Consider the following 23,205-nt stretch of genomic DNA (forward strand, 5'->3'; position numbering starts at 1 on the left):
GAACGCCGAGCCCAGGCGAGGGGCCGGACGCTTGGGGCGAGCGTTTTTTTGCTTACTTTTTTTAGGCGCTTGTAAAAAAAGTGAGTCGCCGTAAGGGCGAAACCGCCAGCCGCCGTTACCGCAGAAATGGATATGTACACATAGCCAAAAATGCACATTTTTCAGACGCTCAACATTGCGAGAAGAAGAAAAGTGCTACCGCTGGCGGTAAAAGGTTGCACCCGCGGTACTACTGACACACCCACGCACTACCCCAGCTAATCCAGAAATCCAAATCCACCCACAGATGCCCCCTGACAAACAGTAACGAAACAAACTGCCCCCACAGCCACAACAACCCTTTAAACAACAAACACCTACCCACCAAACCGGAACTCAATCTCATTCACGCCCGCACTAGCCGTTCACCGCCCGCAATGATGGGTATAAATAAGTAACACCGCGCTCCAATCGAGTGCGAAAGGCGTCCAGATCGCCCCGCGCAGGTGCGCCCCAGGCACCAAAAAAACCCCGCGCAAACGGTCAAATGCGCGTGAATTTATACATATGCGACATTAAGGTACGTTCGTGCCACTGTTTAAGGCCTGCAGAGGCTCAGGATCTTGCATTGGGTATGGCCCCTGCATAAGTATCCGCAGGCACGACTCACGAGGTCGTCCTCTAATTCCAAAAATGACAACAAATCATGAGGCCAACATGCTTAAACACGCGGTCATTCCGTTTTTAGTCGGCGCAGGCTTGTTAGCCTCCGCACCATTCGCCCAAGCCGCGACTAACCTGGTGTTCTGCTCCGAAGGGAGCCCGGCCGGTTTTGATCCAGGTCAGTACACCACCGGAACCGACTTCGACGCCTCTGCAGAAACCATGTTCAACCGCCTGACCCAGTTCGAGCGCGGCGGCACCGCCGTGATTCCTGGTCTGGCGACCAAGTGGGACATCTCTGACGATGGCCTGACTTACACCTTCCACCTGCGTGAAGGCGTCAAGTTCCACACCACGCCGTACTTCAAGCCGACTCGTGAGTTCAACGCCGACGACGTGCTGTTCACCTTTAATCGCATGATTAACAAGGATGATCCGTTCCGTAAGGCGTACCCGACCGAATTCCCGTACTTCACCGACATGGCGATGGACACCAACATCACCAAGATCGATAAAGTCGACGACCACACCGTCAAGTTCACCCTCAAGGAAGTTGATGCCGCGTTCATCCAGAACATGGCCATGAGCTTCGCGTCGGTGCAGTCCGCCGAGTACGCAGCCCAGCTGCTGAAAGAAGGCAAAGCCGCCGACATTAACCAGAAGCCGGTCGGCACTGGCCCGTTCGTGTTCAAGAGCTACCAGAAAGACTCCAACATCCGCTACACCGGGAACAAGGACTACTGGAAGCCTGAAGACGTCAAGATCGACAACCTGATCTTCGCCATCACCACCGACCCGTCCGTGCGTATTCAGAAACTGAAAAAGAACGAGTGCCAAATCACTCTGTTCCCGCGCCCGGCCGACCTGGCAGCGCTCAAGGCTGACAAAACCCTGAAGATGCCTGATCAGGCTGGTTTCAACCTGGGCTACATCGCCTATAACGTGATGGACAAGGTCAAGGGCAGCAACGAGCCGAACCCGCTGGCCAACCTTAAAGTCCGTCAAGCGCTGGACATGGCTGTCAACAAGCCAGAGATCATCAAATCGGTGTATCAGGGCGCTGGTCAACTGGCCGTCAACGCCATGCCGCCAACCCAGTGGTCTTACGACACCACCATCAAGGATGCGCCGTACAACCCTGAGAAAGCCAAGGAGCTGCTCAAGGAAGCCGGCGTCAAGGAAGGTACCGAGATCGTCCTGTGGGCAATGCCGGTGCAGCGTCCGTACAACCCGAACGCCAAACTGATGGCTGAGATGCTGCAGTCCGACTGGAAGAAGATCGGCCTGAACGTCAAGATCACCAGCTACGAATGGGGCGAGTACATCAAGCGTTCCAAGGGCGGTGAGAACCAGGCCATGATCATTGGCTGGAGCGGCGACAATGGTGATCCGGACAACTGGCTCAACGTACTGTTCGGCTGCGACTCGCTGAGCGGCAACAACTTCTCCAAGTGGTGCGACAAGAAGTTCGACGGTCTCGTCAAAGAAGCCAAGCGCACGACCGACCAGGGCAAGCGCACCGAACTGTACCAACAGGCGCAACACGTCCTCAAAGACGCTGTTCCGATGACACCTATCGCTCACTCGACGGTGTTCCAACCCATGCGCGACAACGTGCAGGACTTCAAGATCAGCCCGTTTGGCTTGAACTCCTTCTACGGCGTCAGCGTCAGCAAGTAAGGTTTTGCAACGGCGACGTTTTTAACGTCGCCGTTGCTTTATCTACCGAGAAAGTAGGAAACCACCTACATCCAATTCCTCTGCGTAGTACAGCAGCGGTGTCGGATGCGTCGCCTTTTCCTACGAGTCTTTAGGACTCTACGCATTTACTGCCAGGCCCACGATTCATACCGTCGGGATCTGACCAGTTCATGCGTGGGCTCTCGGTTGTTGCTGCTCACGATGGTTTGAGATCAATGATGCCTCCACGTCCCCGGACGGGACGGCGGCGCATTGTCAAAACACTAAAAAAGAGGGAGCGTCATGCGCCATACCTTGGTTTTATCCGCATTGCTGGGCACCGGCCTGTTGGCCGCCACTTCCATCAGCCAGGCCGCCAACAACAGCCTGGTGTTCTGCTCCGAAGGCAGCCCCGCTGGCTTCGACACTGCGCAGTACACGACATCGACCGACAACGATGCCGCCGAGCCGTTGTACAACCGATTGGCAGAGTTTGAAAAAGGCGCCACCAACGTCGTACCGGGCCTGGCAACGAGCTGGGATATCTCCGAGGACGGCCTCAAGTACAACTTTCACCTGCGCGAAGGGGTGAAATTTCACACAACCAAGTACTTCACGCCGACCCGTGATTTCAACGCCGATGACGTGCTGTTCACGTTTAATCGCATGCTCGATCCGCAGCAACCTTTCCGTAAGGCTTATCCGACCGAGTTCCCGTATTTCAACGGGATGAGCCTGAACAAGAACATTGCCAAAGTCGAGAAGACCGGGCCACTGACCGTGGTCATGACGCTCAACAGCGTCGACGCCGCGTTCATCCAGAACATCGCCATGAGCTTCGCCGCCATCCTGTCCGCCGAATACGCCGACAAGTTGCTGGCCGAAGGCAAGCCGAGCGACATCAACCAGAAGCCGATCGGCACTGGCCCGTTCGCGTTCAAGAGCTACCAGAAAGATTCCAACATCCGCTACACCGGCAACAAGCAGTACTGGGACCCGAGCCGGGTCAAGCTCGACAACCTGATCTTCTCGATCAACACCGACGCTTCGGTGCGTGTGCAGAAGCTCAAGGCCAATGAGTGCCAGATCACCCTGAGCCCGCGCCCTGCCGACGTCCCGGCATTGAAAAACGACCCGGCACTCAAGCTCATCGAGAAGCCCGGTTTTAACCTCGGTTACATCGCCTACAACGTCCGCCACAAACCGTTCGACCAGCTCGAAGTGCGCCAGGCGCTGGACATGGCGGTGAACAAGCAAGGCATTCTCAACGCGGTGTACCAAGGCGCCGGGCAACTCGCGCAAAACGCTATGCCGCCGACCCAATGGTCCTACGACGACACCATCAAGGACGTCGCCTACAACCCGGAAAAAGCCAAGGAATTGCTCAAGGCTGCCGGCGTGAAGGAAGGCACCGAAATCACCTTGTGGGCGATGCCCGTTCAGCGCCCTTACAACCCGAACGCCAAGTTGATGGCCGAGATGCTCCAGGCTGACTGGGCAAAAATCGGTCTCAAAGTGAAGATCGTCAGCTACGAATGGGGCGAGTACATCAAGCGCACCAAGAATGGCGAGCACGACGTCAGCCTGATTGGCTGGACCGGTGACAATGGGGACCCGGACAACTGGCTTGGCACGCTGTACAGCTGCGACGCCATTGGCGGCAACAACTATTCCATGTGGTGCGACCCGGCTTACGACAAGTTCATCAAGCAGGCCAAGGTCGTCACCGACCGCGACCAGCGCACCGTGCTCTACAAACAGGCGCAGCACTACCTCAAGCAACAAGTGCCGATCACGCCTATCGCCCATTCGACGGTTAACCAGCCGTTGAGCGCGAAAATCGAAGGATTCAAGGTGAGTCCATTCGGTCGCAACGTGTTCTCGGGCGTCAGTATCGACCAATAACCGATTAGCCAGAAACGCTGGGGGCGCATTGCGCCCCCACGCAAGCGTATTGCCGCAATTCGCCCATCCGGCCTGCAGCAAACGTTTGCGAAGCCTTGATTGAGTTCTAAACCAAATAGCCGGATCACCAAAAAAGACCGGCATTAAAAAAAAGAAAGTAAGGAGCTTCACCCATGAAACTGAGCAGCACCGCGTTATTGGCCCTGGCCATCAGCAGCGTAACCGCCACGGCTTACGCAGAAACCCAAAGCCAGGAATTCACTCCGGTTACGGTCAACACCAAAAGCGCCCAAGCCGATGCAACCGGCTTTATCGAAGGCAGCACGGTCACCGGCAGCACCCGTAACTGGTACGCCAACGAACAACTGAAACGTGGTGGCAAGTTCACTTACCGTAAAGACGGTGTAGCGACCCCGACTGATCGTCGTATCAACTGGGTGCAGGGCACCATCGTCAAGTACAACTCGGGCTTCACCGAAGGCACCGTGGGTTTCAGCACTGAAGTGGCGGCCTACAATGCCATCGCGCTGGAACGCGACCGTGAAAACCTGGCGTCCAACAACGGCGGCGCACCGGGCACTCGTCCAGGCGCGGGCAACAACCGTACCCTGACCAAAGAAGGCGGCGACGCCCAGGGTCAGTGGAGCAAAGTAGGCCTGGCGAACGTCAAGGCCCGTATCTCCAACACCACCCTGACTGCCGGCCGCATGAACTTCAGCAGCCCGCAAGTCGACGTCATCGGCAACCGTCCGCTGCCTTCGAGCTTTGAAGGCGTGGCGATCCACAGCGAAGAGCTGAACAACCTGGCCTTCGACCTGGGCTCCTTCGACCGCGTTTCCCCGCGTACCGAAGAAAGCCTGAGCAAATTCCGCTCCGAATACGGCGACACCAGCGCTGAAACCGACCACGTCAACACCGCCGGTCTCACCTACACCCCGTTCGCCAGCCTGACCACCAGCCTGTGGGGCACCCAGGCCGAAGACCTGTGGAACCAGTACTACTTCGGCGCCACCCATGTTCTGGGTGACAGCTCGGTACTGAGCCTGACCACCGGCCTGAACTACTACAAGACCGTCGACGAAGGCAAAAAACTGCTGGGCGAAATCGACAACGACACCTACTCCCTGTCGTTCGGCCTGACTCACCAGGCTCACACCCTGACCTTCTCGTATCAGGAAGTGAACGGTAACGAGTACTTCGACTACCTGCACGAAACCAACGGCATCTACCTGGCCAACTCCCTGCTGTCGGACTTCAACGGCCCGAACGAGAAGTCCTTCCAGATTGCCTACGGTCTGAACATGGCCGAATACGGCGTGCCAGGCCTGAAGTTCAACATCTACCAGGCTCGCGGCTGGGGCATCGACGGCACTCACTACGCCGGCGGCGGCTACGACGGCGTCCAGGCCATGGACGGCGAACACCACTATGAATACGGCATCGGTGCTGCGTACGCCGTGCAGAGCGGTCCACTCAAGGCCACCGCTATTCGCGCGACCTACACCGCTCACCGCGCCAGCGAAAACCAGGCTGACGGCAGCATCAACGAGTTCCGTCTCGTGACCACCATCCCGTTCAACATTTTGTAATGCACCCGCCGAACGGCTGATTCAGTGACGAATCGGCCGTTCGGCTTTTGTCCTTTAACCGATTGCAGAGGGTTCTTGATGAAAATGCTTCCCCTACGTGCGGCCATCGCAGCCGCGTTGCTGAGTGTCGCTGTTGGCGTCTCGGCCAAACCCCTGGTGGTCTGCACCGAAGCCAGCCCGGAAGGCTTCGATATGGTCCAGTACACAACTGCAGTCACAGCCGATGCGGTGGCCGAAACCATCTTCAATCGTCTGGCGGACTTCAAGCCCGGCACCACTGAAGTGATTCCGGCACTGGCCGACTCCTGGGACATCAGCGAGGACGGTCTGACTTACACGTTCCACCTGCGCAAAGGCGTCAAGTTTCACACCACCGAATACTTCAAGCCGACCCGCGACATGAACGCCGACGACGTGGTCTGGAGCTTCCAGCGTCAGCTGGACCCGAACCACCCATGGCACAAACTGTCGAGCGTGGGCTTCCCGTACTTTGAAAGCATGGGCTTCAAGGAACTGTTGAAAAGCGTCGAGAAAGTTGACGACAACACCGTCAAATTCACCCTGACCCGTCGCGAAGCGCCGTTCCTGGCCGACATCGCCATGGCGTTCTCCTCGATCTACTCCGCCGAATATGCCGACCAGTTGCTCAAGGCCAACAAGACTGGCGACTTGAACAACAAGCCGGTCGGCACCGGGCCGTTCGTGTTCCAGCGCTACAACAAAGACGCCCAGGTTCGCTTCAAGGCCAACCCGGACTACTTCCGTGGCAAGCCACCGGCTGAAGCGTTGATCCTGGCGATCGCCACCGACAACAACGTGCGCTTGCAAAAGCTCAAGGCCAACGAGTGCCAGATCGCGCTGTATCCGAAACCGGATGACATCCCGAGCATCAAGAAAGACACCAAGCTGAGTGTCGATGAACTGAACGCGATGACCGTTTCGTACATCGCCATGAACACCACGCACAAGTACATGAGTGACGTGCGGGTGCGCAAAGCCATCGACATCGCCTTCGATAAAGAGGCTTATGTCAACGCACTGTTTGGCAAAGGCAATGCGACGGTGGCGGTCAATCCGTTCCCGGACACGCTGCTGGGCTACAACCACAGCCTGAAAAACCCGGCCCGTGATCTGGACAAGGCCCGCGCCCTGCTCAAGGAAGCCGGCGTACCGGAAGGCACCACCTTCACCCTGTTCACCCGCAACGGTGGCGGCCCGACCAACCCGAACCCGATGCTCGGCGCGCAGATGATGCAGGCTGACCTGGCCAAGGTCGGGATCAAGATCGACATCCGCGTGATGGAATGGGGCGAAATGCTCAAACGCGCGAAAAACGGCGAGCACGATATGGTTTCCGCCGGATGGGCGGGCGATAACGGCGACCCGGATAACTTCCTGACGCCTATGCTCAGTTGCGAAGCCGCGAAGAACGGCGAAAACTACGCACGCTGGTGCAACGCCAAGTTCCAGACGCTGATCGACCAGGCCCGTGAAAAGACCGATCCGGCCGAGCGGGCAGCGTTGTACGAACAGGCTCAGGTTATTTTTAACCAGGACCAGCCATGGATCAGCATGGCGCACACTAGAATGTTCACCGCAATGCGCAACAACGTAGAGGGCTATCACATTAGCCCCCTCACCACTAATAACTTCGCCACCACTCAGGTGAAGTAGATAAGAAACTACCGGCATTCCTGACCCAGGAATGCCGGGCACGCCTAACCGGCTGATGAGGTACCACACAAGATGTTTAGTTTTATTGCCCGCCGATTGGGGTTATTGATCCCCACATTCTTCGGCATCACCTTGCTGACTTTCGCGTTGATTCGCATGATTCCTGGCGACCCCGTGGAAGTGATGATGGGCGAACGTCGGGTCGACCCCGAAATGCACGCTCAGGCAATGGAACGCCTTGGCCTGAACAAACCGCTGTATGCCCAGTACCTGGACTACATCGGCAAGTTGGCCCACGGCGACCTTGGCGAATCCCTGCGGACCCGTGAAAGCGTCTGGACCGAGTTCAGCTCTCTATTCCCCGCGACCCTGGAATTGTCCATGGCCGCCCTGTTGTTCGCCGGCATCCTGGGCCTTCTGGCCGGGGTGATCGCGGCACTCAAGCGAGGATCCCTGTTCGACCATGGGGTGATGGGCATCTCCCTGGCGGGATACTCGATGCCGATCTTCTGGTGGGGCCTGATCCTGATCATGTTCTTCTCGGTGTCCCTGGGCTGGACGCCGGTGTCCGGGCGGATCGACCTGCTCTACGACATCGAGCCGCGCACCGGCTTCATGCTGATCGACACGCTGCTGGCCGATGACGTCGGTGCGTTCTTCGATGCCCTGCACCACCTGATCCTGCCGGCCATCGTGCTTGGCACCATCCCGCTGGCCGTTATTGCGCGGATGACCCGTTCGTCGATGCTCGAAGTGCTGCGTGAGGACTACATCCGTACCGCCCGCGCCAAAGGCCTCTCGCCGTCGCGCGTGGTGTTCGTCCATGGCCTGCGCAACGCGCTGATTCCGGTCCTGACCGTGGTCGGCCTGCAAGTCGGCACGTTGCTGGCCGGTGCGGTCCTGACCGAAACCATTTTCTCGTGGCCCGGCATCGGCAAATGGCTGATCGAAGCCATTGGCGCACGGGATTATCCCGTGGTGCAGAACGGCATCCTGTTAATCGCCTGCCTGGTGATTCTGGTCAATTTCGTGGTGGACATCCTCTACGGCTTTGCCAACCCACGCATCCGTCACCAGCGCTGAGATCATGACCATGACCACTCCAGCTTCAACTACAAATCAAGCGGTAACAGTCGATCAAAGCCTGCTGTACCCGTCTCCGTACAAAGAATTCTGGCAAGCGTTTTCCAAGAACAAAGGCGCCGTTGCGGGCCTGATGTTCATGCTGCTGGTGATTTTCTGCGCCATCTTCGCGCCGTGGGTTGCTCCGCATAACCCGAGCGAGCAATACCGTGACTTCCTGCTGACCCCGCCAGCCTGGCTGGAAGGTGGGCAGATCCAGTTCCTGCTCGGCACCGATGAACTGGGTCGCGACCTGCTGTCGCGCCTGATCAACGGTTCGCGCCTGTCCCTGCTGATCGGCTTGTCGTCGGTGGTGATGTCGCTGATTCCGGGCATTCTCCTGGGTCTGTTTGCCGGGTTCTTCCCGCGCATGCTCGGCCCGACCATCATGCGCCTGATGGACATCATGCTGGCCCTGCCGTCCCTGCTGCTGGCCGTGGCGATTGTCGCCATCCTCGGCCCTGGCCTGATCAACACCATCATTGCCATCGCCGTGGTTTCGTTGCCGTCGTATGTTCGTCTGACCCGCGCCGCGGTGATGGGCGAATTGAACCGCGACTACGTGACCGCCGCGCGCCTGGCCGGTGCCGGTCTGCCACGCCTGATGTTCGTCACCGTGCTGCCCAACTGCATGGCGCCGCTGATTGTTCAGGCCACCCTGAGCTTCTCCTCGGCGATCCTCGATGCCGCGGCACTGGGCTTCCTCGGCCTCGGCGTACAACCGCCAACGCCTGAGTGGGGCACCATGCTGGCTTCGGCTCGCGACTACATCGAACGCGCCTGGTGGGTGGTAAGTCTGCCTGGTTTGACCATTTTGCTCAGCGTGCTGGCAATCAACTTGATGGGCGACGGCCTGCGCGATGCGCTGGACCCGAAACTCAAGAACGCCGCCTGAGGAGATTCAAATGTCACTGTTAGAAATCAAGAATCTCAACGTCCGCTTCGGCGACAAGAACGCCGTTCCGGTGGTCGACGGCCTCGACATTTCCGTGGACAAGGGCGAAGTGCTGGCCATCGTTGGCGAGTCGGGTTCCGGCAAGTCCGTGACCATGATGGCGCTGATGGGCCTGATCGAACATCCGGGGATCGTCACCGCTGACGCCCTGAATTTCGACGGCAAGAACATGCTCAAGCTCAGCAACCGTCAGCGTCGGCAAATCGTCGGCAAAGACCTGGCCATGGTCTTCCAGGACCCGATGACCGCGCTGAACCCGAGCTACACCGTCGGCTTCCAGATCGAAGAAGTGCTGCGCCTGCACCTGAAAATGTCCGGCAAGCAAGCCCGCGCACGCGCCATCGAACTGCTGGAAAAAGTTGAAATCCCGGGTGCCGCGAGCCGTATGAATGCCTACCCGCATCAACTCTCCGGCGGTATGAGCCAGCGTGTCGCGATCGCCATGGCGATTGCCGGCGAACCGAAACTGCTGATCGCCGACGAACCGACCACGGCGCTGGACGTTACGATTCAGGCGCAGATCATGGACCTGCTGCTGGCGTTGCAGAAAGAGCAGAACATGGGCCTGGTGCTGATTACTCACGACCTTGCGGTCGTGGCCGAAACCGCCCAGCGCGTGTGCGTGATGTACGCCGGCCAGGCGGTCGAAGTGGGGCAAGTGCCACAACTGTTCGACATTCCGGCACACCCTTACAGCGAAGCACTGCTCAAGGCGATTCCGGAACACAGCCTGGGTGCCACGCGCCTGGCCACGCTACCGGGCATTGTTCCCGGTCGTTATGACCGCCCGCAGGGCTGCCTGCTGTCGCCGCGCTGCCCGTACGTGCAAGAGAATTGCCGTGCCCAGCGTCCATCCCTTGACCCGAAAAGCAACAGCCTCGCCCGCTGCTTCTACCCGCTGAATCAGGAGGTGGCGTAATGGCCGTCGTACTTACCGCCCGCGACCTGACCCGTCACTACGAAGTGTCCCGCGGCCTGTTCAAGGGCCATGCGACCGTGCGCGCCCTGAACGGTGTGTCGTTCGAACTGGAAGCCGGCAAGACCCTCGCCGTTGTAGGTGAGTCGGGCTGCGGCAAATCCACCCTGGCCCGTGCCTTGACCCTGATCGAAGAACCGTCCTCCGGTTCCTTGAAAATCGCCGGGCAAGAAGTCGCCGGCGCCGACAAGGCTCAGCGCAAGCAATTGCGCAAAGACGTGCAGATGGTGTTCCAGAGCCCGTACGCCTCGTTGAACCCACGGCAGAAAGTTGGTGATCAACTGGCAGAGCCACTGCTGATCAACACCCAGCTGAGCGCGGCCGAACGTCGCGAGAAAGTGCAGGCGATGATGAAGCAGGTAGGCTTGCGTCCTGAGCACTATCAGCGTTATCCGCACATGTTCTCTGGCGGTCAACGCCAGCGGATCGCCTTGGCCCGCGCGATGATGCTGCAACCGAAGGTGCTGGTGGCGGACGAACCGACCTCGGCGCTGGACGTGTCGATCCAGGCGCAGGTGCTGAACCTGTTCATGGATTTGCAGCAAGAGTTCAACACCGCCTACGTGTTCATCTCCCACAACCTGGCAGTGGTGCAACACGTTGCCGATGACGTAATGGTGATGTACCTCGGTCGCCCGGTGGAAATGGGCCCGAAGAACGACATCTACGAACGTCCTCTGCACCCGTACACCCAGGCGTTGCTGTCGGCTACACCGACCATTCACCCGGACCCGAACAAGCCGAAAATCAAGATCGTCGGCGAGTTGCCTAACCCGCTGAATCCGCCGTCCGGCTGCGCTTTCCACAAGCGCTGCCCGTACGCGACCGAGCGCTGCAGCACTGAAGAGCCGGCCCTGCGCCTGCTCGACAGCCGCCAGGTGGCTTGCCACTACGCCGAGCAATTCCTCGACGGCGCCGCTTAACAAACTGTGGGAGCGAGCCTGCTCGCGATAGCGTTCTCTCAGTCAACATAGATGTTGGCTGGAATATCGCCTTCGCGGGCAGGTTCGCCCCCACAGCGGGTTATGAGCTGTTCAATGACCTCTTCTGCCCCGGCTGCGCATCAGTCAGGGGAGACGGGGTTTTCTTTTGCCTGTTACTCAAGCCCCTTCATCTTCATCGGTATCGGCATCCGGATCCTCGGTGGTCGAATCGTCATCGTCCGCGCTGCCGCCCTGACCTTGATCGCCTGGCTCCGACTCGGACGCGGCGATCATCAGCCCGGCGTGAGTCACCTGCCCGCTTGACGCTTGTTCATCATGATCCGGGCACTCCGCCCACGCTGCCGCTGACATGCCAACGGACAGCATTACCAAAACCTTCAGCAACAACACGATGCGTTGAAAAATGCTCATGGCTGATTCCATCCTTTCGCAGGTAAAACGTGGAAGCCCGACGGTACTGACAGACATCCGGTTCCGATGGGGCGGGTTCTCCAGATAGGACCCTGACGATGCGCGGGAAATGCCATAAGTGGGGAGATTGGTTTGGAATAATGTTTATACCCAAACCTACCGACAACGCTGCCCCTTGTGGGAGCCAGCCTGCTGGCGATGGCATTCTTTCATTCAATGAATGTGTTGAATGTCACTCCGCTATCGCCAGCAGGCTGGCTCCCACAGGGGATTGTGGCGGGCACAAAAAAGCCCCGGCGCTTTCGCGACCGGGGCTTTTGGTTTTGCAACTCAGCGTTTAGTGATGCTCACGCGTCGCACGGAATTTCACGTCCGGCCAGCGTTCTTCCATCAACGCCAGGTTGACCCGTGTCGGCGCGAGGTAGGTCAGGTGACCGCCGCCGTCGACTGCAAGGTTTTCCACGGCCTTGACCCGGAATTCCTCGAGCTTCTTCTTATCGTCGCAATCGATCCAGCGCGCGGAATAAACGGTGATCGGCTCATAAGAGCACTCGACCTTGTATTCCTCTTTCAAGCGGCTGGCGACCACATCGAACTGCAGCACACCGACGGCGCCGAGGATGATGTCGTTGCTGCGCTCAGGGAAGAACACCTGGGTGGCGCCCTCTTCCGCCAATTGCTGCAAGCCCTGACGCAGTTGCTTGGATTTCAGCGGGTCACGCAGACGCACGCGGCGGAACAGTTCCGGGGCGAAGTGCGGGATGCCGGTGAAGCCCAGGACTTCGCCTTCGGTGAAGGTGTCGCCGATCTGGATGGTGCCGTGGTTGTGCAGGCCGATGATGTCGCCGGCAAACGCTTCTTCCAGTTGCTCACGCTCGGAGGAGAAGAACGTCAGCGCATCGCCGATCCGCACGTCCTTGCCGGTGCGCACGTGGCGCATCTTCATGCCTTTTTCGTACTTGCCGGAGCAGATACGCATGAAGGCGATACGGTCGCGGTGTTTCGGGTCCATGTTTGCCTGGATCTTGAACACGAAGCCGGCGAATTTCTCTTCGACCGGTTCAACGGTGCGCTCGTTGGCGACACGGGCCAGCGGTTTCGGCGCCCAGTTGACCACGGCGTCGAGCACGTGATCGACACCGAAGTTGCCCAGTGCAGTACCGAAGAACACCGGGGTCAGTTGGCCGTCGAGGAATTCCTGTTGATTGAATTCGTGACAGGCGCCCTGCACCAGTTCCAGCTGATCGACGAAGCGATCGTACTCGTCGCCCAAATGCGCGCGAGCTTCATCGGAATCGAGCTTCTCGATGATTTTCACATCGGTGCGTTCGTGGCCGTGGCCGGCGGTGTACACGATGATGTAGTCGTCGGCGAGGTGATAAACGCCCTTGAAATCGCGGTAGCAACCAATCGGCCAGGTGATCGGCGCAGCCTTGATCTTCAGGACCGCTTCGATTTCGTCGAGCAGTTCGATCGGGTCGCGGATGTCACGGTCGAGTTTGTTGATGAAGCTGACGATCGGCGTATCGCGCAGACGGCAGACGTCCATCAGCGCGATGGTCCGTGGCTCTACACCCTTACCGCCGTCGAGGACCATCAATGCCGAGTCCACTGCCGTCAGGGTGCGGTAGGTATCTTCGGAGAAGTCTTCGTGGCCCGGGGTGTCGAGCAGGTTGATCATATGATCGCGATACGGGAACTGCATGACCGACGTGGTAATGGAAATACCCCGTTGTTTTTCCATTTCCATCCAGTCGGAGGTGGCATGGCGGTCGGACTTACGGGATTTCACCGTGCCAGCAATCGCGATCGCCTTGCCCATCAGCAAGAGCTTCTCGGTGATGGTGGTTTTACCGGCATCGGGGTGGGAAATAATGGCGAAAGTGCGGCGTTTCGCGACTTCGGCGGCCTGTTTGGTCATGGGAAATCGCCTGGCAGGTGATTCAAAAAAGGGCGGCGAGTATAGCGCAAACCGACCTCTACGGACCACCGTTCGCCCCGTAGCAGCTGCCGAGCAGCGCGAGGCTGCGTTCGGCGGCGCAGCCGTCGTAAAACCTGACGCCGCGGAGTATCAGGCAGACCGCGAGTGTCGACTCTACGACGGCTTCGCCGCCGAACGCAGCCTCGCAGGCTCGGCAGCTGCTACAAGTCCATTCGACATGCAGGGTGGCTATCTGCTGCTAAATATGGAACCTTTTAAAAGGTGGAGGCGTCCACTCCCCTGTTACAGCTCTCGTAGCAGGGTTTGAAAAACCTGCAAGTTAGCCTGACGAGGCTGCGCTTATGGCTCGATCTCATGCGGTTGCACCAGCATGAAGAGCTGCTTCTCGCGAACGTTGATAATCCCGGCAGCCAGGAATGGCGTTGCCACTCGGGACTGCGTTCGCCGACAAAGAAAAAAGGAGTCCGCCTGTGGCTATTCGCTATGGCAAGGGGCTGATAGGAGGTGCGGTTGTCGTCGCTCTCCTGGCCCTGCTGGTCCACTGGATTGGCATCAACACGATCGAACATTACCGCGACGATTTGTTGTTTTACCTGCAAGCTCATCTGATTCTTGTCCTTGTCTCCATGCTGGCCGCCCTTGTTGTGGGCATCCCCGCCGGCATCTTCCTCAGCCGCCCGACCATGGTGGGCCGCGCTGAACGCTTCATGCAGATCTTCAACATCGGCAACACCGTGCCGCCTCTCGCCGTACTGGCCATCGCCCTGGGCATCCTCGGCATCGGCAGCGGCCCCGCGATCTTCGCCCTGTTCCTCGCCTCGCTGTTGCCAATCGTGCGCAACACCTATGAAGGCCTGAAAAACGTTCAGGGTTCTTTGAAAGAAGCGGCGGTCGGCATCGGCATGACGCCTACGCAAGTGCTGTGGCGGGTCGAACTGCCGAACGCCGTGCCGATCATCATCGGTGGTGTGCGCGTGGCCCTGGCGATCAACGTCGGGACGGCGCCGCTGGCGTTCCTGATCGGCGCCAACAGCCTGGGCAGCCTGATTTTCCCGGGCATCGCCCTGAACAATCAGCCGCAACTGCTGCTCGGCGCGGCCTGCACCGCCCTGCTGGCCTTGCTGCTCGACGGTCTGGTGACACTCGCCAGCCGCCTCTGGCTCGAACGCGGCTTGCGCCCGTCTTAAGCCTCGGCAAAGGAATTTTTATGAAGAAATTAAGCTTGTTAATAGGCTGCGTTCTGCTGTTCTCGGGAATCGCCCAAGCCGCTGAAAAACCGGTGATCCGCATCGGCGCCCGGGTGTTCACCGAACAAACCCTGCTCGCGGAAATCACCTCCCAATACCTGCGCACCAAGGGCTACGACACCCAAGTGACCGGCGGTCTGGGCAGCAACCTCGCCCGCAGTGCTCACGAAAGTGGTCAGCTGGATTTGATGTGGGAATACACCGGTGTGTCGCTGGTGGCTTACAACCACATCACTGACAAGCTAGACAGCGCTCAGTCCTACGCCAAGGTGAAAGAACTCGACGCGAAAAAAGGCCTGATCTGGCTGACTCCGTCGAAGTTCAGCAACACCTACGCCCTGGCCCTGCCGGAAAGCACCGCAAAGGCTTACCCGCAGATCAACACCATCAGCGAGCTGAACACGGTGATGCAGGCTGAGGCGAAGACCAATCACCTCGTCGCCCTGGACACCGAGTTCGCCAACCGTTCCGACGGACTGGACGGCATGGTCGACCTCTACGGCATGAACCTGACCCGCAAAAACATCCGGCAGATGGATGCCGGGCTGGTCTATACCGCCCTGCGTAATGGCCAAGTGTTTGCCGGTCTGGTCTACACCACCGACGGTCGTTTGAATGCCTTCAAGCTCAAGTTGCTGGAAGACGACAAGCACTACTTCCCGGACTACACCGCCGCACCAGTGGTGCGTCAGGACTACCTCGACGCCCATCCGAAACTGGCGGACGAAATCAAGCCGCTGGCCGAACTGTTCGACGACGCCACCATGCGCCAGCTCAATGCGCGGGTCGATGTCGATCACGAAAGCCCTTCATCCGTTGCCGCCGATTTCCTGCGCCAGCACCCACTCAACTAAGGAGGAAAAGACATGGAATTTCTGAACGCCTTTTCCCATCTCGACTGGCCGCTGGTGCTGCACCTGACCTGGCAGCACATCACTCTGGTCGGTATCGCCGTGACATTGGCGATCCTCGTTGGCGTGCCGCTGGGCGTGCTGATGACGCGCTTCCCGACGCTCGCCGGTCCGTTGCAAGCCAGCGCCACCGTGCTGCTGACCGTGCCATCGATTGCGCTGTTCGGCCTGCTGCTGCCGTTCTACTCGAAATTCGGCCAGGGCCTGGGGCCGATGCCGGCGATTACCGCCGTGTTTCTGTACTCGCTGCTGCCGATCATGCGTAACACCTACCTCGCCCTGACCGGCGTCGAACCCGGCATTCGCGAAGCCGCCCGCGGCATCGGCATGACTTTCGGCCAGCGCCTGCGCATGGTCGAACTGCCGATTGCGGTGCCAGTGATTCTTGCTGGCGTGCGCACCGCCGTTGTCATGAACATCGGTGTGATGACCATCGCCGCGACCATCGGCGCCGGTGGCCTCGGTGTACTTATTCTCGCTTCAATCAGCCGCAGCGACATGTCGATGCTAATCGTCGGCGCCGTGCTGGTCAGTCTCCTGGCCATCTTCGCCGACCTGCTTCTGCAATGGCTGCAACGCACGCTGACTCCAAAAGGACTGCTCAAATGATCGAACTTCAAAACCTCAGCAAGACCTTCCAAAGCAACGGCAAAGATGTGAAAGCCGTGGACTCGGTAAGCCTGACCGTCAATGAAGGCGAAATCTGTGTGTTCCTCGGGCCATCGGGCTGCGGCAAAAGCACCACGCTGAAAATGATCAACCGCTTGATCAAGCCGACCTCCGGCAAGATCCTGATCAACGGCGAAGACACCACTGACCTCGACGCTGTGACCCTACGCCGCAACATCGGTTATGTGATCCAGCAGATCGGTCTGTTCCCGAACATGACCATCGAGGAAAACATCACCATCGTTCCGCGCCTGCTGGGCTGGGACAAACAGAAATGCCACGACCGCGCCCGCGAGTTGATGAGCATGATCAAGCTGGAACCCAAGCAGTATCTGACTCGCTATCCGCGTGAACTGTCCGGCGGCCAGCAGCAGCGGATCGGCGTGATTCGCGCCCTGGCAGCGGATGCACCGCTGTTGCTGATGGACGAACCGTTCGGCGCGGTCGACCCGATCAATCGCGAAATGATCCAGAACGAGTTCTTCGAGATGCAGCGCGCGCTGAACAAGACCGTGATCATGGTCAGCCACGACATCGACGAAGCCATCAAGCTGGGCGACAAGATTGCGATCTTCCGTGCCGGCAAACTGCTGCAGATCGATCACCCGGACACGCTGCTGGCGCACCCGGCGGACGATTTTGTCAGCAACTTCGTCGGCCAGGACAGCACCCTCAAGCGCCTGTTGCTGGTGAAAGCCGAAGACGCGGCGGACAACGCGCCGTCGGTGAGCCCGGAAACGCCGGTGGCTGAAGCCCTGGAGTTGATGGACGAACTGGACCGTCGTTATGTGGTGGTCACGGATGGTGAGAACAAGGCGCTGGGTTATGTACGACGTCGCGACCTGCACCGTCAGACGGGCACTTGCGCGCAATACCTGCGCGAGTTCAACGCCACCGCCGCGTACGACGAGCATTTGCGCATCCTGTTGTCGCGGATGTACGAGTTCAACCGCTCGTGGCTGCCGGTGATGGATGCGGAGCGGGTGTTCCTTGGGGAGGTGACGCAGGAATCGATTGCCGAGTACCTGAGCTCCGGCAAGTCCCGTGGCGGCAAGACCAGCATTGTTTCGCCTGCCGAGACTGCTGTCGCCTGATCTGACGCTATCGCTAGCAGGCTAGCTCCCACATTGGATCTGTGGTGTGCATGCAATCTGTGCAACAACATAAATCCCCTGTGGGAGCTAGCCTGCTAGCGATTGGGGCAAACAAAATTCCCGCCTGAAACACCTCAAATCTCCCTGCCAGGGGAACATCACACTGTCATGCAGGTCGGTTACATCAGTAACTGTCCAAGACCGCACGACGGAAGCGTGCAAAAACGCGACATTTTTTGTTGATCTCGAGCCCCTCACGCCCTAAAGTTCGCGCCGAACGTCCATGCTGGAAACGATCCATCCGGCTCAAGTACTGACGACGAGACAGCAAGGCCAAGGGAAGCACCGCCTCCCATGGCCTTTTTGCTTTCGGCGACATGCCTTGGGAAGTAGGCGAACCAAAGTGGGGATACGGAGGACGTTCATTTGCACCCATTGTTAATTTCAGTTTGCCAGTAGGAGTTCCCAGCATGTCGATCAACGTCGAAGACTATTACGCGCGCGATACCTTCAATAAATTGAAGGCGTTCGCCGACACGCAAGAAACCCCGTTCGTGGTGATCGACACCGCGATGATCAGCCAGGCCTATGACGACCTGCGCGCCGGTTTCGAATTCGCCAAAGTCTATTACGCGGTCAAGGCCAACCCGGCCGTTGAAATCATCGACCTGCTCAAAGAAAAAGGTTCGAGCTTCGACATCGCTTCGATCTACGAGCTCGACAAAGTGATGGATCGCGGCGTCAGCGCCGACCGTATCAGCTACGGCAACACCATCAAGAAATCCAAGGACATCCGCTACTTCTACGAGAAGGGCGTGCGTCTGTTCTCCACCGACTCCGAAGCCGACCTGCGCAACATCGCCAAGGCTGCACCGGGCTCGAAAGTCTACGTGCGCATCCTCACCGAAGGCTCGACCACCGCCGACTGGCCGTTGTCGCGCAAATTCGGCTGCCAGACCGACATGGCCATGGACCTGCTGATCCTCGCCCGCGACCTGGGCCTGGTGCCTTACGGCATCTCGTTCCACGTCGGCTCGCAACAGCGCGATATCAGCGTCTGGGACGCGGCGATCGCCAAGGTCAAAGTGATCTTCGAGCGTCTGAAAGAAGAAGACGGCATCCACCTGAAGCTGATCAACATGGGCGGCGGCTTCCCGGCCAACTACATCACCCGCACCAACAGCCTGGAAACCTACGCTGAAGAAATCATCCGCTTCCTCAAGGAAGACTTCGGTGACGAACTGCCGGAAATCATCCTGGAACCGGGCCGTTCGTTGATCGCCAACGCCGGTATCCTGGTCAGCGAAGTGGTGCTGGTGGCGCGTAAATCCCGTACCGCCGTCGAGCGCTGGGTGTACACGGACGTGGGCAAGTTCTCCGGCTTGATCGAAACCATGGACGAAGCCATCAAGTTCCCGATCTGGACCGAGAAGAAAGGCGAGATGGAAGAAGTGGTCATCGCCGGCCCTACGTGCGACAGCGCCGACATCATGTACGAGAACTACAAGTACGGTCTGCCGCTGAACCTGGCGATTGGTGATCGTTTGTACTGGTTGTCGACCGGGGCTTACACGACCAGTTACAGCGCGGTTGAATTTAATGGCTTTCCTCCGTTGAAGTCGTTTTACGTTTAATACGTGATTGCCGAACAAAAAAACCCGTGAATTTCACGGGTTTTTTATTATTGATTACAGTAAAAAATTCAAACTAATAGCCCATATATCGTTACACACTCACCGCACACCAAAACCCAAAGTAAAGTTATGCTGCGCACTCACTAACTTGAAATGGATTTCAAACATGCAACTTAATAAAGCACCAATCGATGCCGCCGAGCTCGTTAGCAAAGTCTTCGCCTTTAATCCATCGCCACCCATTGTTACCAAAAAAGATATCGAGAGAATCAAAGAATATATTGCTGTAGCCAAGTCACTTCCAGTGAATATCGACGACGTTAAAAACCTGCTGAAAAGCGAAAGTACTGGCATCGCCGGACTGGAGCCTCATGACATTGCAAATACCTGTGTCAAAGTCGTCACCAATGCGAATAACTGGAGCGACATAGAACTGTCGATGAAAAGAGTCGCTGGCAGTCTCCAGGCGTTCTCCGAAGACCTGCGATACTACCGAGGAAGAAATTGCAAAACTTCCTGAGCTTAAAATTGGGCAAGACGAGAAAAACAGATTTCCGACCATCAAGGACACTATTCAGTTCATTGCCAGTTCAATCGAACAAAAGAAAACCAGCAGTACAGACATCCAGCTTCGCCTGAAACACTTTAAAACCGAGCTGACGGATGTGGTCGCGGTGTCGATTGGGGAAAAGCTCAAGCTCGCGGGCAACCACGAACTGAATGCCGAGATCACCCGTCTCAATGCTGAAATTGACGAGGCTCAACGCTTGGTCGATGAAAAGACCAGAGAACACGAGCCCAATTTCTTCGATTACTTTATGGCGTTCACCGACCCACTGGGATCCCAATATCTAAAAGTCAAAGCGATGCTGCGGGACGCACATGTAGCACCCTTGATCCGACAACGGGATGAACTCGCCGAGCAAGTACGCAGGAAAAATATTTTGACGGGTACATTGTTAGTCCTCCACGACCGTTTGGACAACGTCGATTCTTACATCATCGGAGCGACAGACAGTACTGCACTCCTGGAAACTCTGTGGATCACGATTTCCGAATACATCGATTCTTCAAAAAACAAAATTGATGGTATACACGAATTCCTCACACTCAGGTCTTTTGTTTCGAGCCTGAAAGTTGTGCTCAGTAATTGGAAAAACATTGAATCCAACGCTAAATCGCTAACCAACGCGTTCAACTGATACAAAACCGATTTAACTTACTATAAATAAGGATATTTATGACCACGCCTTCGTATACCGCACCTGACATGTCGATTATTCGCGACAGCCGAGAAGCCATTCGCTATCAGGCTATTATCGGTTCCGCTGACCTGTACCTCGAAGCCCTGCGCAATGAGTTGATCAAGCTTAATACCAATATCACCGAGACTGATCTGATCGCTTCCGGGACATTAACTTCCGCCCTCATCAGCCTGGATACCACGGCACTCAGTGAGACGCTGGAAGCGCTGATCACTCTGGCAGCCGGCGAAGTGAATGAACAAACCAAAAGCGCTATAGATTCCTATACCAAAATAGCCAGGCAGTTAATCTCGCTGTGCACTGATAACCTGGATGAAGAGCAGACAAAACTCAGCAACGCCATTTACAGCGTCAGGTACTCCCCCATCAGTAATAACCGGTTCAAGATCGCCGAACTGATGGAAGCTCGCGCGTTGCTCGCCACGGAACTGGCAAAAGAAAAGCCGCCAGTGGATAAGCTCCTCGAAGATGAAAAGGTCTTGAACGAAGCGATTAACCTGTTTGAAAAACTCACCATCATTGATCGCCTGAAACCGCTTCTCGAGCAATTGGTCGGGATGATCGGCGGTCAACCTGACACACCACAAACCGCAGTCATGAAGGCTGGCCTGGTGGTCGCAAACAAGTTTCTTGATGAGGCAAATGAACTGATCAAATACCAGGACCTGATCAAAGCTCGAACCACGCTGCGGGTTCGCCTGAAAGATCGACAAGCTCGCCTGGATTCTCTCGTAACCCAAATGAGTGACAACGACAAGAAAGTCAAACAGCTCAATGATACGAAAAAGGTGATCGAACCGCGGGATTCGTATGCGGATGAAACCAGCAAGATCGTCGATGCTTTGTCGCTGTTTCTTGAGGCCATCGGCGACAATGACGTCATCAAAAAAGGCCAAAAGTTGATAGAACAGGCCAAGCCGTTCGCGCGCTTCCTGCAAAACCTTAAAGGCCAGTGGCAGCGCGGTTAACCCAACGGTTGAGCGAGGTCGGCGGCACGCTGGCGATACTCCCGAGCCATCGCTCGAATCCTGGGGTGGGGAGCGTTATTCAACGCCTCCCCACTCACTCGCAAAAAGTTCTGGTTACCGGTGGCCAAGGCCCGGCGTAGCCAGGACATCGCTTCGTCAACCTGCCCCTCCTCTGCCAACAGCGCCCCATAACTGAACTGCCCGCGAAAATCCCCACATTCGGCAGATCGTCGATACCAAAGTCGTGCGGCCAATGGGTCCGCAGGGCACTCTCGTCCTTCTTCCAGATAACGCCCAAGCAGGTTCATGGACTTCGCGTGTCCCAGTTCGGCCGCCTGACGATACAGACTCAGTGCCTGCCGCTGGTTCTCGACCATGCCGCGTCCGGTCGCCAGCAGATTGGCGTAGTTATACATCGCCCAATCCAGCCCCGCGTCCGCCGCAACTCGATAATGCCCCGCAGCAACCGAAGCATCGGCAACGCAACCCCAGCCATGCTCATGACAACGGCCGAGCATGTTGCGCGCCATCAAATGCCCGCGCCGGGCAGCGATCTCGAACCAGCGCATCGCCAGCGGCTGGTCCTGCTCTATACCCTGCCCGTCCAGCAATATCTGCCCGAGCAAGGCTTGAGCATCTGGCACGCCTTCGCGGGCGGCGATCAGAATCGCCTGGGCTGCACGAGCGGGGCTTTCCTCTAGCATTTCCTTGAGCGAATCACCGTCGAGCACTTCCTCGCGGCGCAATTGAAAAGTCATACGTCGACCCAGCGGCGCAACAAGTTGTGATAAGTGCCGGTGAGGCGAATCAGCGAAGGATGGTCAGGCATGTCCTGGGTCAGTTGCTGGATCGCCCCGTCCATCTCGAAGAGCAACGCTCGCTGGCTGTCTTCGCGCACCAGGCTTTGGGTCCAGAAGAACGAGGCATAACGAGTGCCGCGGGTGACGGCGTTGACCTTGTGCAGGCTGGTGCCGGGATATAGCACCATGTCCCCGGCCGGCAACTTCACGCGCTGGGTGCCGAAGGTGTCCTGGATTTCCAGTTCGCCGCCGTCGTAGTCGTCCGGTTCGCTGAAAAACAGCGTCGCAGAAAGGTCGGTGCGAACCCGCTCGATCCCGCCCTTGGGCTGGCGTACGGCGTTGTCGATGTGGAAGTCGAAACTGCCACCGGCCGTGTAACAGTTCAGCAACGGAGGAAAGACTTTGTGCGGTAACGCCGCGGACATGAACAGCGGATTTTTCCACAACCGCTCAAGCATCGCGGCGCCCACTTCCTTGACCAGCGGATGCCCCTCGGGCAGCTGCAGATTGTGCTTGGCTTTGGCCGATTGGTAACCGGCGGTGATTTTGCCGTCGGCCCAATCCGCCTGCTCCAGGGCCTCGCGGATGCGCTGCACTTCTTCTTTCGCGAACACGCCGGGAATGTGCAGCAGCATGGAGAACACCTGAGGGTAAAGAGGCGGCAATGGTATTGATTCTTATTGACTGTGTAAAACCCCCAAGACGAACGAATCATCAAAAACCGTAAGGCTAAATTGTAAAGAATGTAAATTCTTCGCGAATAGTAACGTTTCGCAA

At 57.7% G+C, this 23,205-nt stretch carries 20 protein-coding genes; 16 read left to right on the forward strand and 4 right to left on the reverse strand.

Annotation, left to right across the window (positions count from 1 at the left end):
- The first annotated feature begins 696 nt into the window (after positions 1 to 696).
- From ACRC4F_RS03060 to ACRC4F_RS03095, 8 genes are all read left to right on the forward strand, one after another.
- Positions 697 to 2,322 carry an ABC transporter substrate-binding protein gene (locus ACRC4F_RS03060; protein ID WP_438658028.1) on the forward strand — a complete coding sequence of 542 codons (1,626 nt, stop codon included), beginning with the start codon at positions 697 to 699 and terminating at the stop codon, positions 2,320 to 2,322.
- 303 nt (positions 2,323 to 2,625) lie between these two features.
- Positions 2,626 to 4,227, forward strand: coding sequence for an ABC transporter substrate-binding protein (locus tag ACRC4F_RS03065; RefSeq protein ID WP_438658029.1), 1,602 nt, complete (start codon positions 2,626 to 2,628; stop codon positions 4,225 to 4,227).
- A 173-nt stretch (positions 4,228 to 4,400) separates the two neighbouring features.
- Positions 4,401 to 5,816, forward strand: coding sequence for an OprD family porin (locus tag ACRC4F_RS03070; protein WP_438658030.1), 1,416 nt, complete (start codon positions 4,401 to 4,403; stop codon positions 5,814 to 5,816).
- A gap of 78 nt (positions 5,817 to 5,894) precedes the next feature.
- A complete protein-coding gene (locus ACRC4F_RS03075; protein WP_438658031.1) occupies positions 5,895 to 7,490 on the forward strand; it encodes an ABC transporter substrate-binding protein in 1,596 nt (531 codons plus the stop codon).
- Between the two features lie 72 nt (positions 7,491 to 7,562).
- On the forward strand, positions 7,563 to 8,573 hold the full coding sequence (locus ACRC4F_RS03080; protein WP_007900379.1) for an ABC transporter permease subunit: 1,011 nt from the start codon (positions 7,563 to 7,565) through the stop codon (positions 8,571 to 8,573).
- Positions 8,574 to 8,583: 10 nt separating this feature from the next.
- Entirely contained in the window at positions 8,584 to 9,507 is a 924-nt protein-coding gene (locus tag ACRC4F_RS03085) for an ABC transporter permease subunit (protein WP_438658032.1), read from the forward strand.
- 10 nt (positions 9,508 to 9,517) lie between these two features.
- Positions 9,518 to 10,486, forward strand: a complete 969-nt coding sequence (locus tag ACRC4F_RS03090) for an ABC transporter ATP-binding protein (RefSeq protein ID WP_438658033.1) — start codon at positions 9,518 to 9,520, stop codon at positions 10,484 to 10,486.
- A complete protein-coding gene (locus tag ACRC4F_RS03095) occupies positions 10,486 to 11,466 on the forward strand; it encodes a peptide ABC transporter ATP-binding protein (protein ID WP_253436275.1) in 981 nt (326 codons plus the stop codon). Before ACRC4F_RS03090 ends, ACRC4F_RS03095 begins: the two co-directional genes overlap by 1 nt.
- A 177-nt stretch (positions 11,467 to 11,643) precedes the next feature.
- On the opposite strand, the gene ACRC4F_RS03100 is transcribed toward ACRC4F_RS03095, so the two are convergent.
- Positions 11,644 to 11,898, reverse strand: coding sequence for a hypothetical protein (locus ACRC4F_RS03100; RefSeq protein WP_438658034.1), 255 nt, complete (start codon positions 11,896 to 11,898; stop codon positions 11,644 to 11,646).
- A 337-nt stretch (positions 11,899 to 12,235) separates the two neighbouring features.
- Positions 12,236 to 13,819 carry a peptide chain release factor 3 gene (locus tag ACRC4F_RS03105; protein WP_007942808.1) on the reverse strand — a complete coding sequence of 528 codons (1,584 nt, stop codon included), beginning with the start codon at positions 13,817 to 13,819 and terminating at the stop codon, positions 12,236 to 12,238.
- Positions 13,820 to 14,310: 491 nt separating this feature from the next.
- On the opposite strand from ACRC4F_RS03105, the gene ACRC4F_RS03110 reads away from it, so the two are divergent.
- From ACRC4F_RS03110 to ACRC4F_RS03145, 8 genes are all read left to right on the forward strand, one after another.
- A complete protein-coding gene (locus ACRC4F_RS03110; RefSeq protein WP_054049992.1) occupies positions 14,311 to 15,027 on the forward strand; it encodes an ABC transporter permease in 717 nt (238 codons plus the stop codon).
- Between the two features lie 20 nt (positions 15,028 to 15,047).
- Positions 15,048 to 15,941, forward strand: coding sequence for a glycine betaine ABC transporter substrate-binding protein (locus ACRC4F_RS03115; protein ID WP_438658035.1), 894 nt, complete (start codon positions 15,048 to 15,050; stop codon positions 15,939 to 15,941).
- 12 nt (positions 15,942 to 15,953) lie between these two features.
- Positions 15,954 to 16,607 carry an ABC transporter permease gene (locus tag ACRC4F_RS03120; RefSeq protein WP_010463438.1) on the forward strand — a complete coding sequence of 218 codons (654 nt, stop codon included), beginning with the start codon at positions 15,954 to 15,956 and terminating at the stop codon, positions 16,605 to 16,607.
- Positions 16,604 to 17,761 (forward strand): osmoprotectant ABC transporter ATP-binding protein OsmV, encoded by a 1,158-nt coding sequence (locus ACRC4F_RS03125; protein ID WP_438658036.1) that lies wholly within the window; start codon positions 16,604 to 16,606, stop codon positions 17,759 to 17,761. The genes ACRC4F_RS03120 and ACRC4F_RS03125 overlap by 4 nt, the downstream gene beginning before the upstream one ends.
- Before the next feature lie 470 nt (positions 17,762 to 18,231).
- Complete coding sequence (locus ACRC4F_RS03130; protein ID WP_438658037.1) at positions 18,232 to 19,395, forward strand: type III PLP-dependent enzyme; 1,164 nt, start codon at positions 18,232 to 18,234, stop codon at positions 19,393 to 19,395.
- A 166-nt stretch (positions 19,396 to 19,561) separates the two neighbouring features.
- Complete coding sequence (locus tag ACRC4F_RS03135; RefSeq protein ID WP_438658038.1) at positions 19,562 to 19,915, forward strand: hypothetical protein; 354 nt, start codon at positions 19,562 to 19,564, stop codon at positions 19,913 to 19,915.
- 154 nt (positions 19,916 to 20,069) lie between these two features.
- A complete protein-coding gene (locus ACRC4F_RS03140) occupies positions 20,070 to 20,597 on the forward strand; it encodes a hypothetical protein (RefSeq protein WP_438658039.1) in 528 nt (175 codons plus the stop codon).
- Between the two features lie 38 nt (positions 20,598 to 20,635).
- Entirely contained in the window at positions 20,636 to 21,628 is a 993-nt protein-coding gene (locus ACRC4F_RS03145; RefSeq protein ID WP_438658040.1) for an alpha-xenorhabdolysin family binary toxin subunit B, read from the forward strand.
- Here ACRC4F_RS03145 and ACRC4F_RS03150 read toward each other — a convergent pair.
- Positions 21,625 to 22,386 (reverse strand): tetratricopeptide repeat protein, encoded by a 762-nt coding sequence (locus ACRC4F_RS03150; RefSeq protein WP_438658041.1) that lies wholly within the window; start codon positions 22,384 to 22,386, stop codon positions 21,625 to 21,627. The two genes, ACRC4F_RS03145 and ACRC4F_RS03150, sit on opposite strands and share 4 nt — an antisense overlap.
- A complete protein-coding gene (locus tag ACRC4F_RS03155) occupies positions 22,383 to 23,063 on the reverse strand; it encodes a Fe2+-dependent dioxygenase (protein WP_438658042.1) in 681 nt (226 codons plus the stop codon). The genes ACRC4F_RS03150 and ACRC4F_RS03155 overlap by 4 nt, the downstream gene beginning before the upstream one ends.
- Positions 23,064 to 23,205 lie beyond the last annotated feature (142 nt).

Source organism: Pseudomonas sp. (assembly GCF_051660785.1).
Lineage (GTDB): Bacteria > Pseudomonadota > Gammaproteobacteria > Pseudomonadales > Pseudomonadaceae > Aquipseudomonas.

Bases quoted from the DNA above. Each gene is read 5' to 3' on its own strand.
- ACRC4F_RS03145 (WP_438658040.1), top strand. From the start codon at position 20,636: ATGACCACGCCTTCGTATACCGCACCTGACATGTCGATTATTCGCGAC.
- ACRC4F_RS03105 (WP_007942808.1), bottom strand. From the start codon at position 13,819: ATGACCAAACAGGCCGCCGAAGTCGCGAAACGCCGCACTTTCGCCATT.
- ACRC4F_RS03065 (WP_438658029.1), top strand. From the start codon at position 2,626: ATGCGCCATACCTTGGTTTTATCCGCATTGCTGGGCACCGGCCTGTTG.
- ACRC4F_RS03060 (WP_438658028.1), top strand. From the start codon at position 697: ATGCTTAAACACGCGGTCATTCCGTTTTTAGTCGGCGCAGGCTTGTTA.
- ACRC4F_RS03130 (WP_438658037.1), top strand. From the start codon at position 18,232: ATGTCGATCAACGTCGAAGACTATTACGCGCGCGATACCTTCAATAAA.
- ACRC4F_RS03120 (WP_010463438.1), top strand. From the start codon at position 15,954: ATGGAATTTCTGAACGCCTTTTCCCATCTCGACTGGCCGCTGGTGCTG.
- ACRC4F_RS03135 (WP_438658038.1), top strand. From the start codon at position 19,562: ATGCAACTTAATAAAGCACCAATCGATGCCGCCGAGCTCGTTAGCAAA.
- ACRC4F_RS03155 (WP_438658042.1), bottom strand. From the start codon at position 23,063: ATGCTGCTGCACATTCCCGGCGTGTTCGCGAAAGAAGAAGTGCAGCGC.
- ACRC4F_RS03115 (WP_438658035.1), top strand. From the start codon at position 15,048: ATGAAGAAATTAAGCTTGTTAATAGGCTGCGTTCTGCTGTTCTCGGGA.
- ACRC4F_RS03085 (WP_438658032.1), top strand. From the start codon at position 8,584: ATGACCACTCCAGCTTCAACTACAAATCAAGCGGTAACAGTCGATCAA.
- ACRC4F_RS03095 (WP_253436275.1), top strand. From the start codon at position 10,486: ATGGCCGTCGTACTTACCGCCCGCGACCTGACCCGTCACTACGAAGTG.
- ACRC4F_RS03075 (WP_438658031.1), top strand. From the start codon at position 5,895: ATGAAAATGCTTCCCCTACGTGCGGCCATCGCAGCCGCGTTGCTGAGT.
- ACRC4F_RS03070 (WP_438658030.1), top strand. From the start codon at position 4,401: ATGAAACTGAGCAGCACCGCGTTATTGGCCCTGGCCATCAGCAGCGTA.
- ACRC4F_RS03080 (WP_007900379.1), top strand. From the start codon at position 7,563: ATGTTTAGTTTTATTGCCCGCCGATTGGGGTTATTGATCCCCACATTC.
- ACRC4F_RS03090 (WP_438658033.1), top strand. From the start codon at position 9,518: ATGTCACTGTTAGAAATCAAGAATCTCAACGTCCGCTTCGGCGACAAG.
- ACRC4F_RS03125 (WP_438658036.1), top strand. From the start codon at position 16,604: ATGATCGAACTTCAAAACCTCAGCAAGACCTTCCAAAGCAACGGCAAA.
- ACRC4F_RS03100 (WP_438658034.1), bottom strand. From the start codon at position 11,898: ATGAGCATTTTTCAACGCATCGTGTTGTTGCTGAAGGTTTTGGTAATG.
- ACRC4F_RS03150 (WP_438658041.1), bottom strand. From the start codon at position 22,386: ATGACTTTTCAATTGCGCCGCGAGGAAGTGCTCGACGGTGATTCGCTC.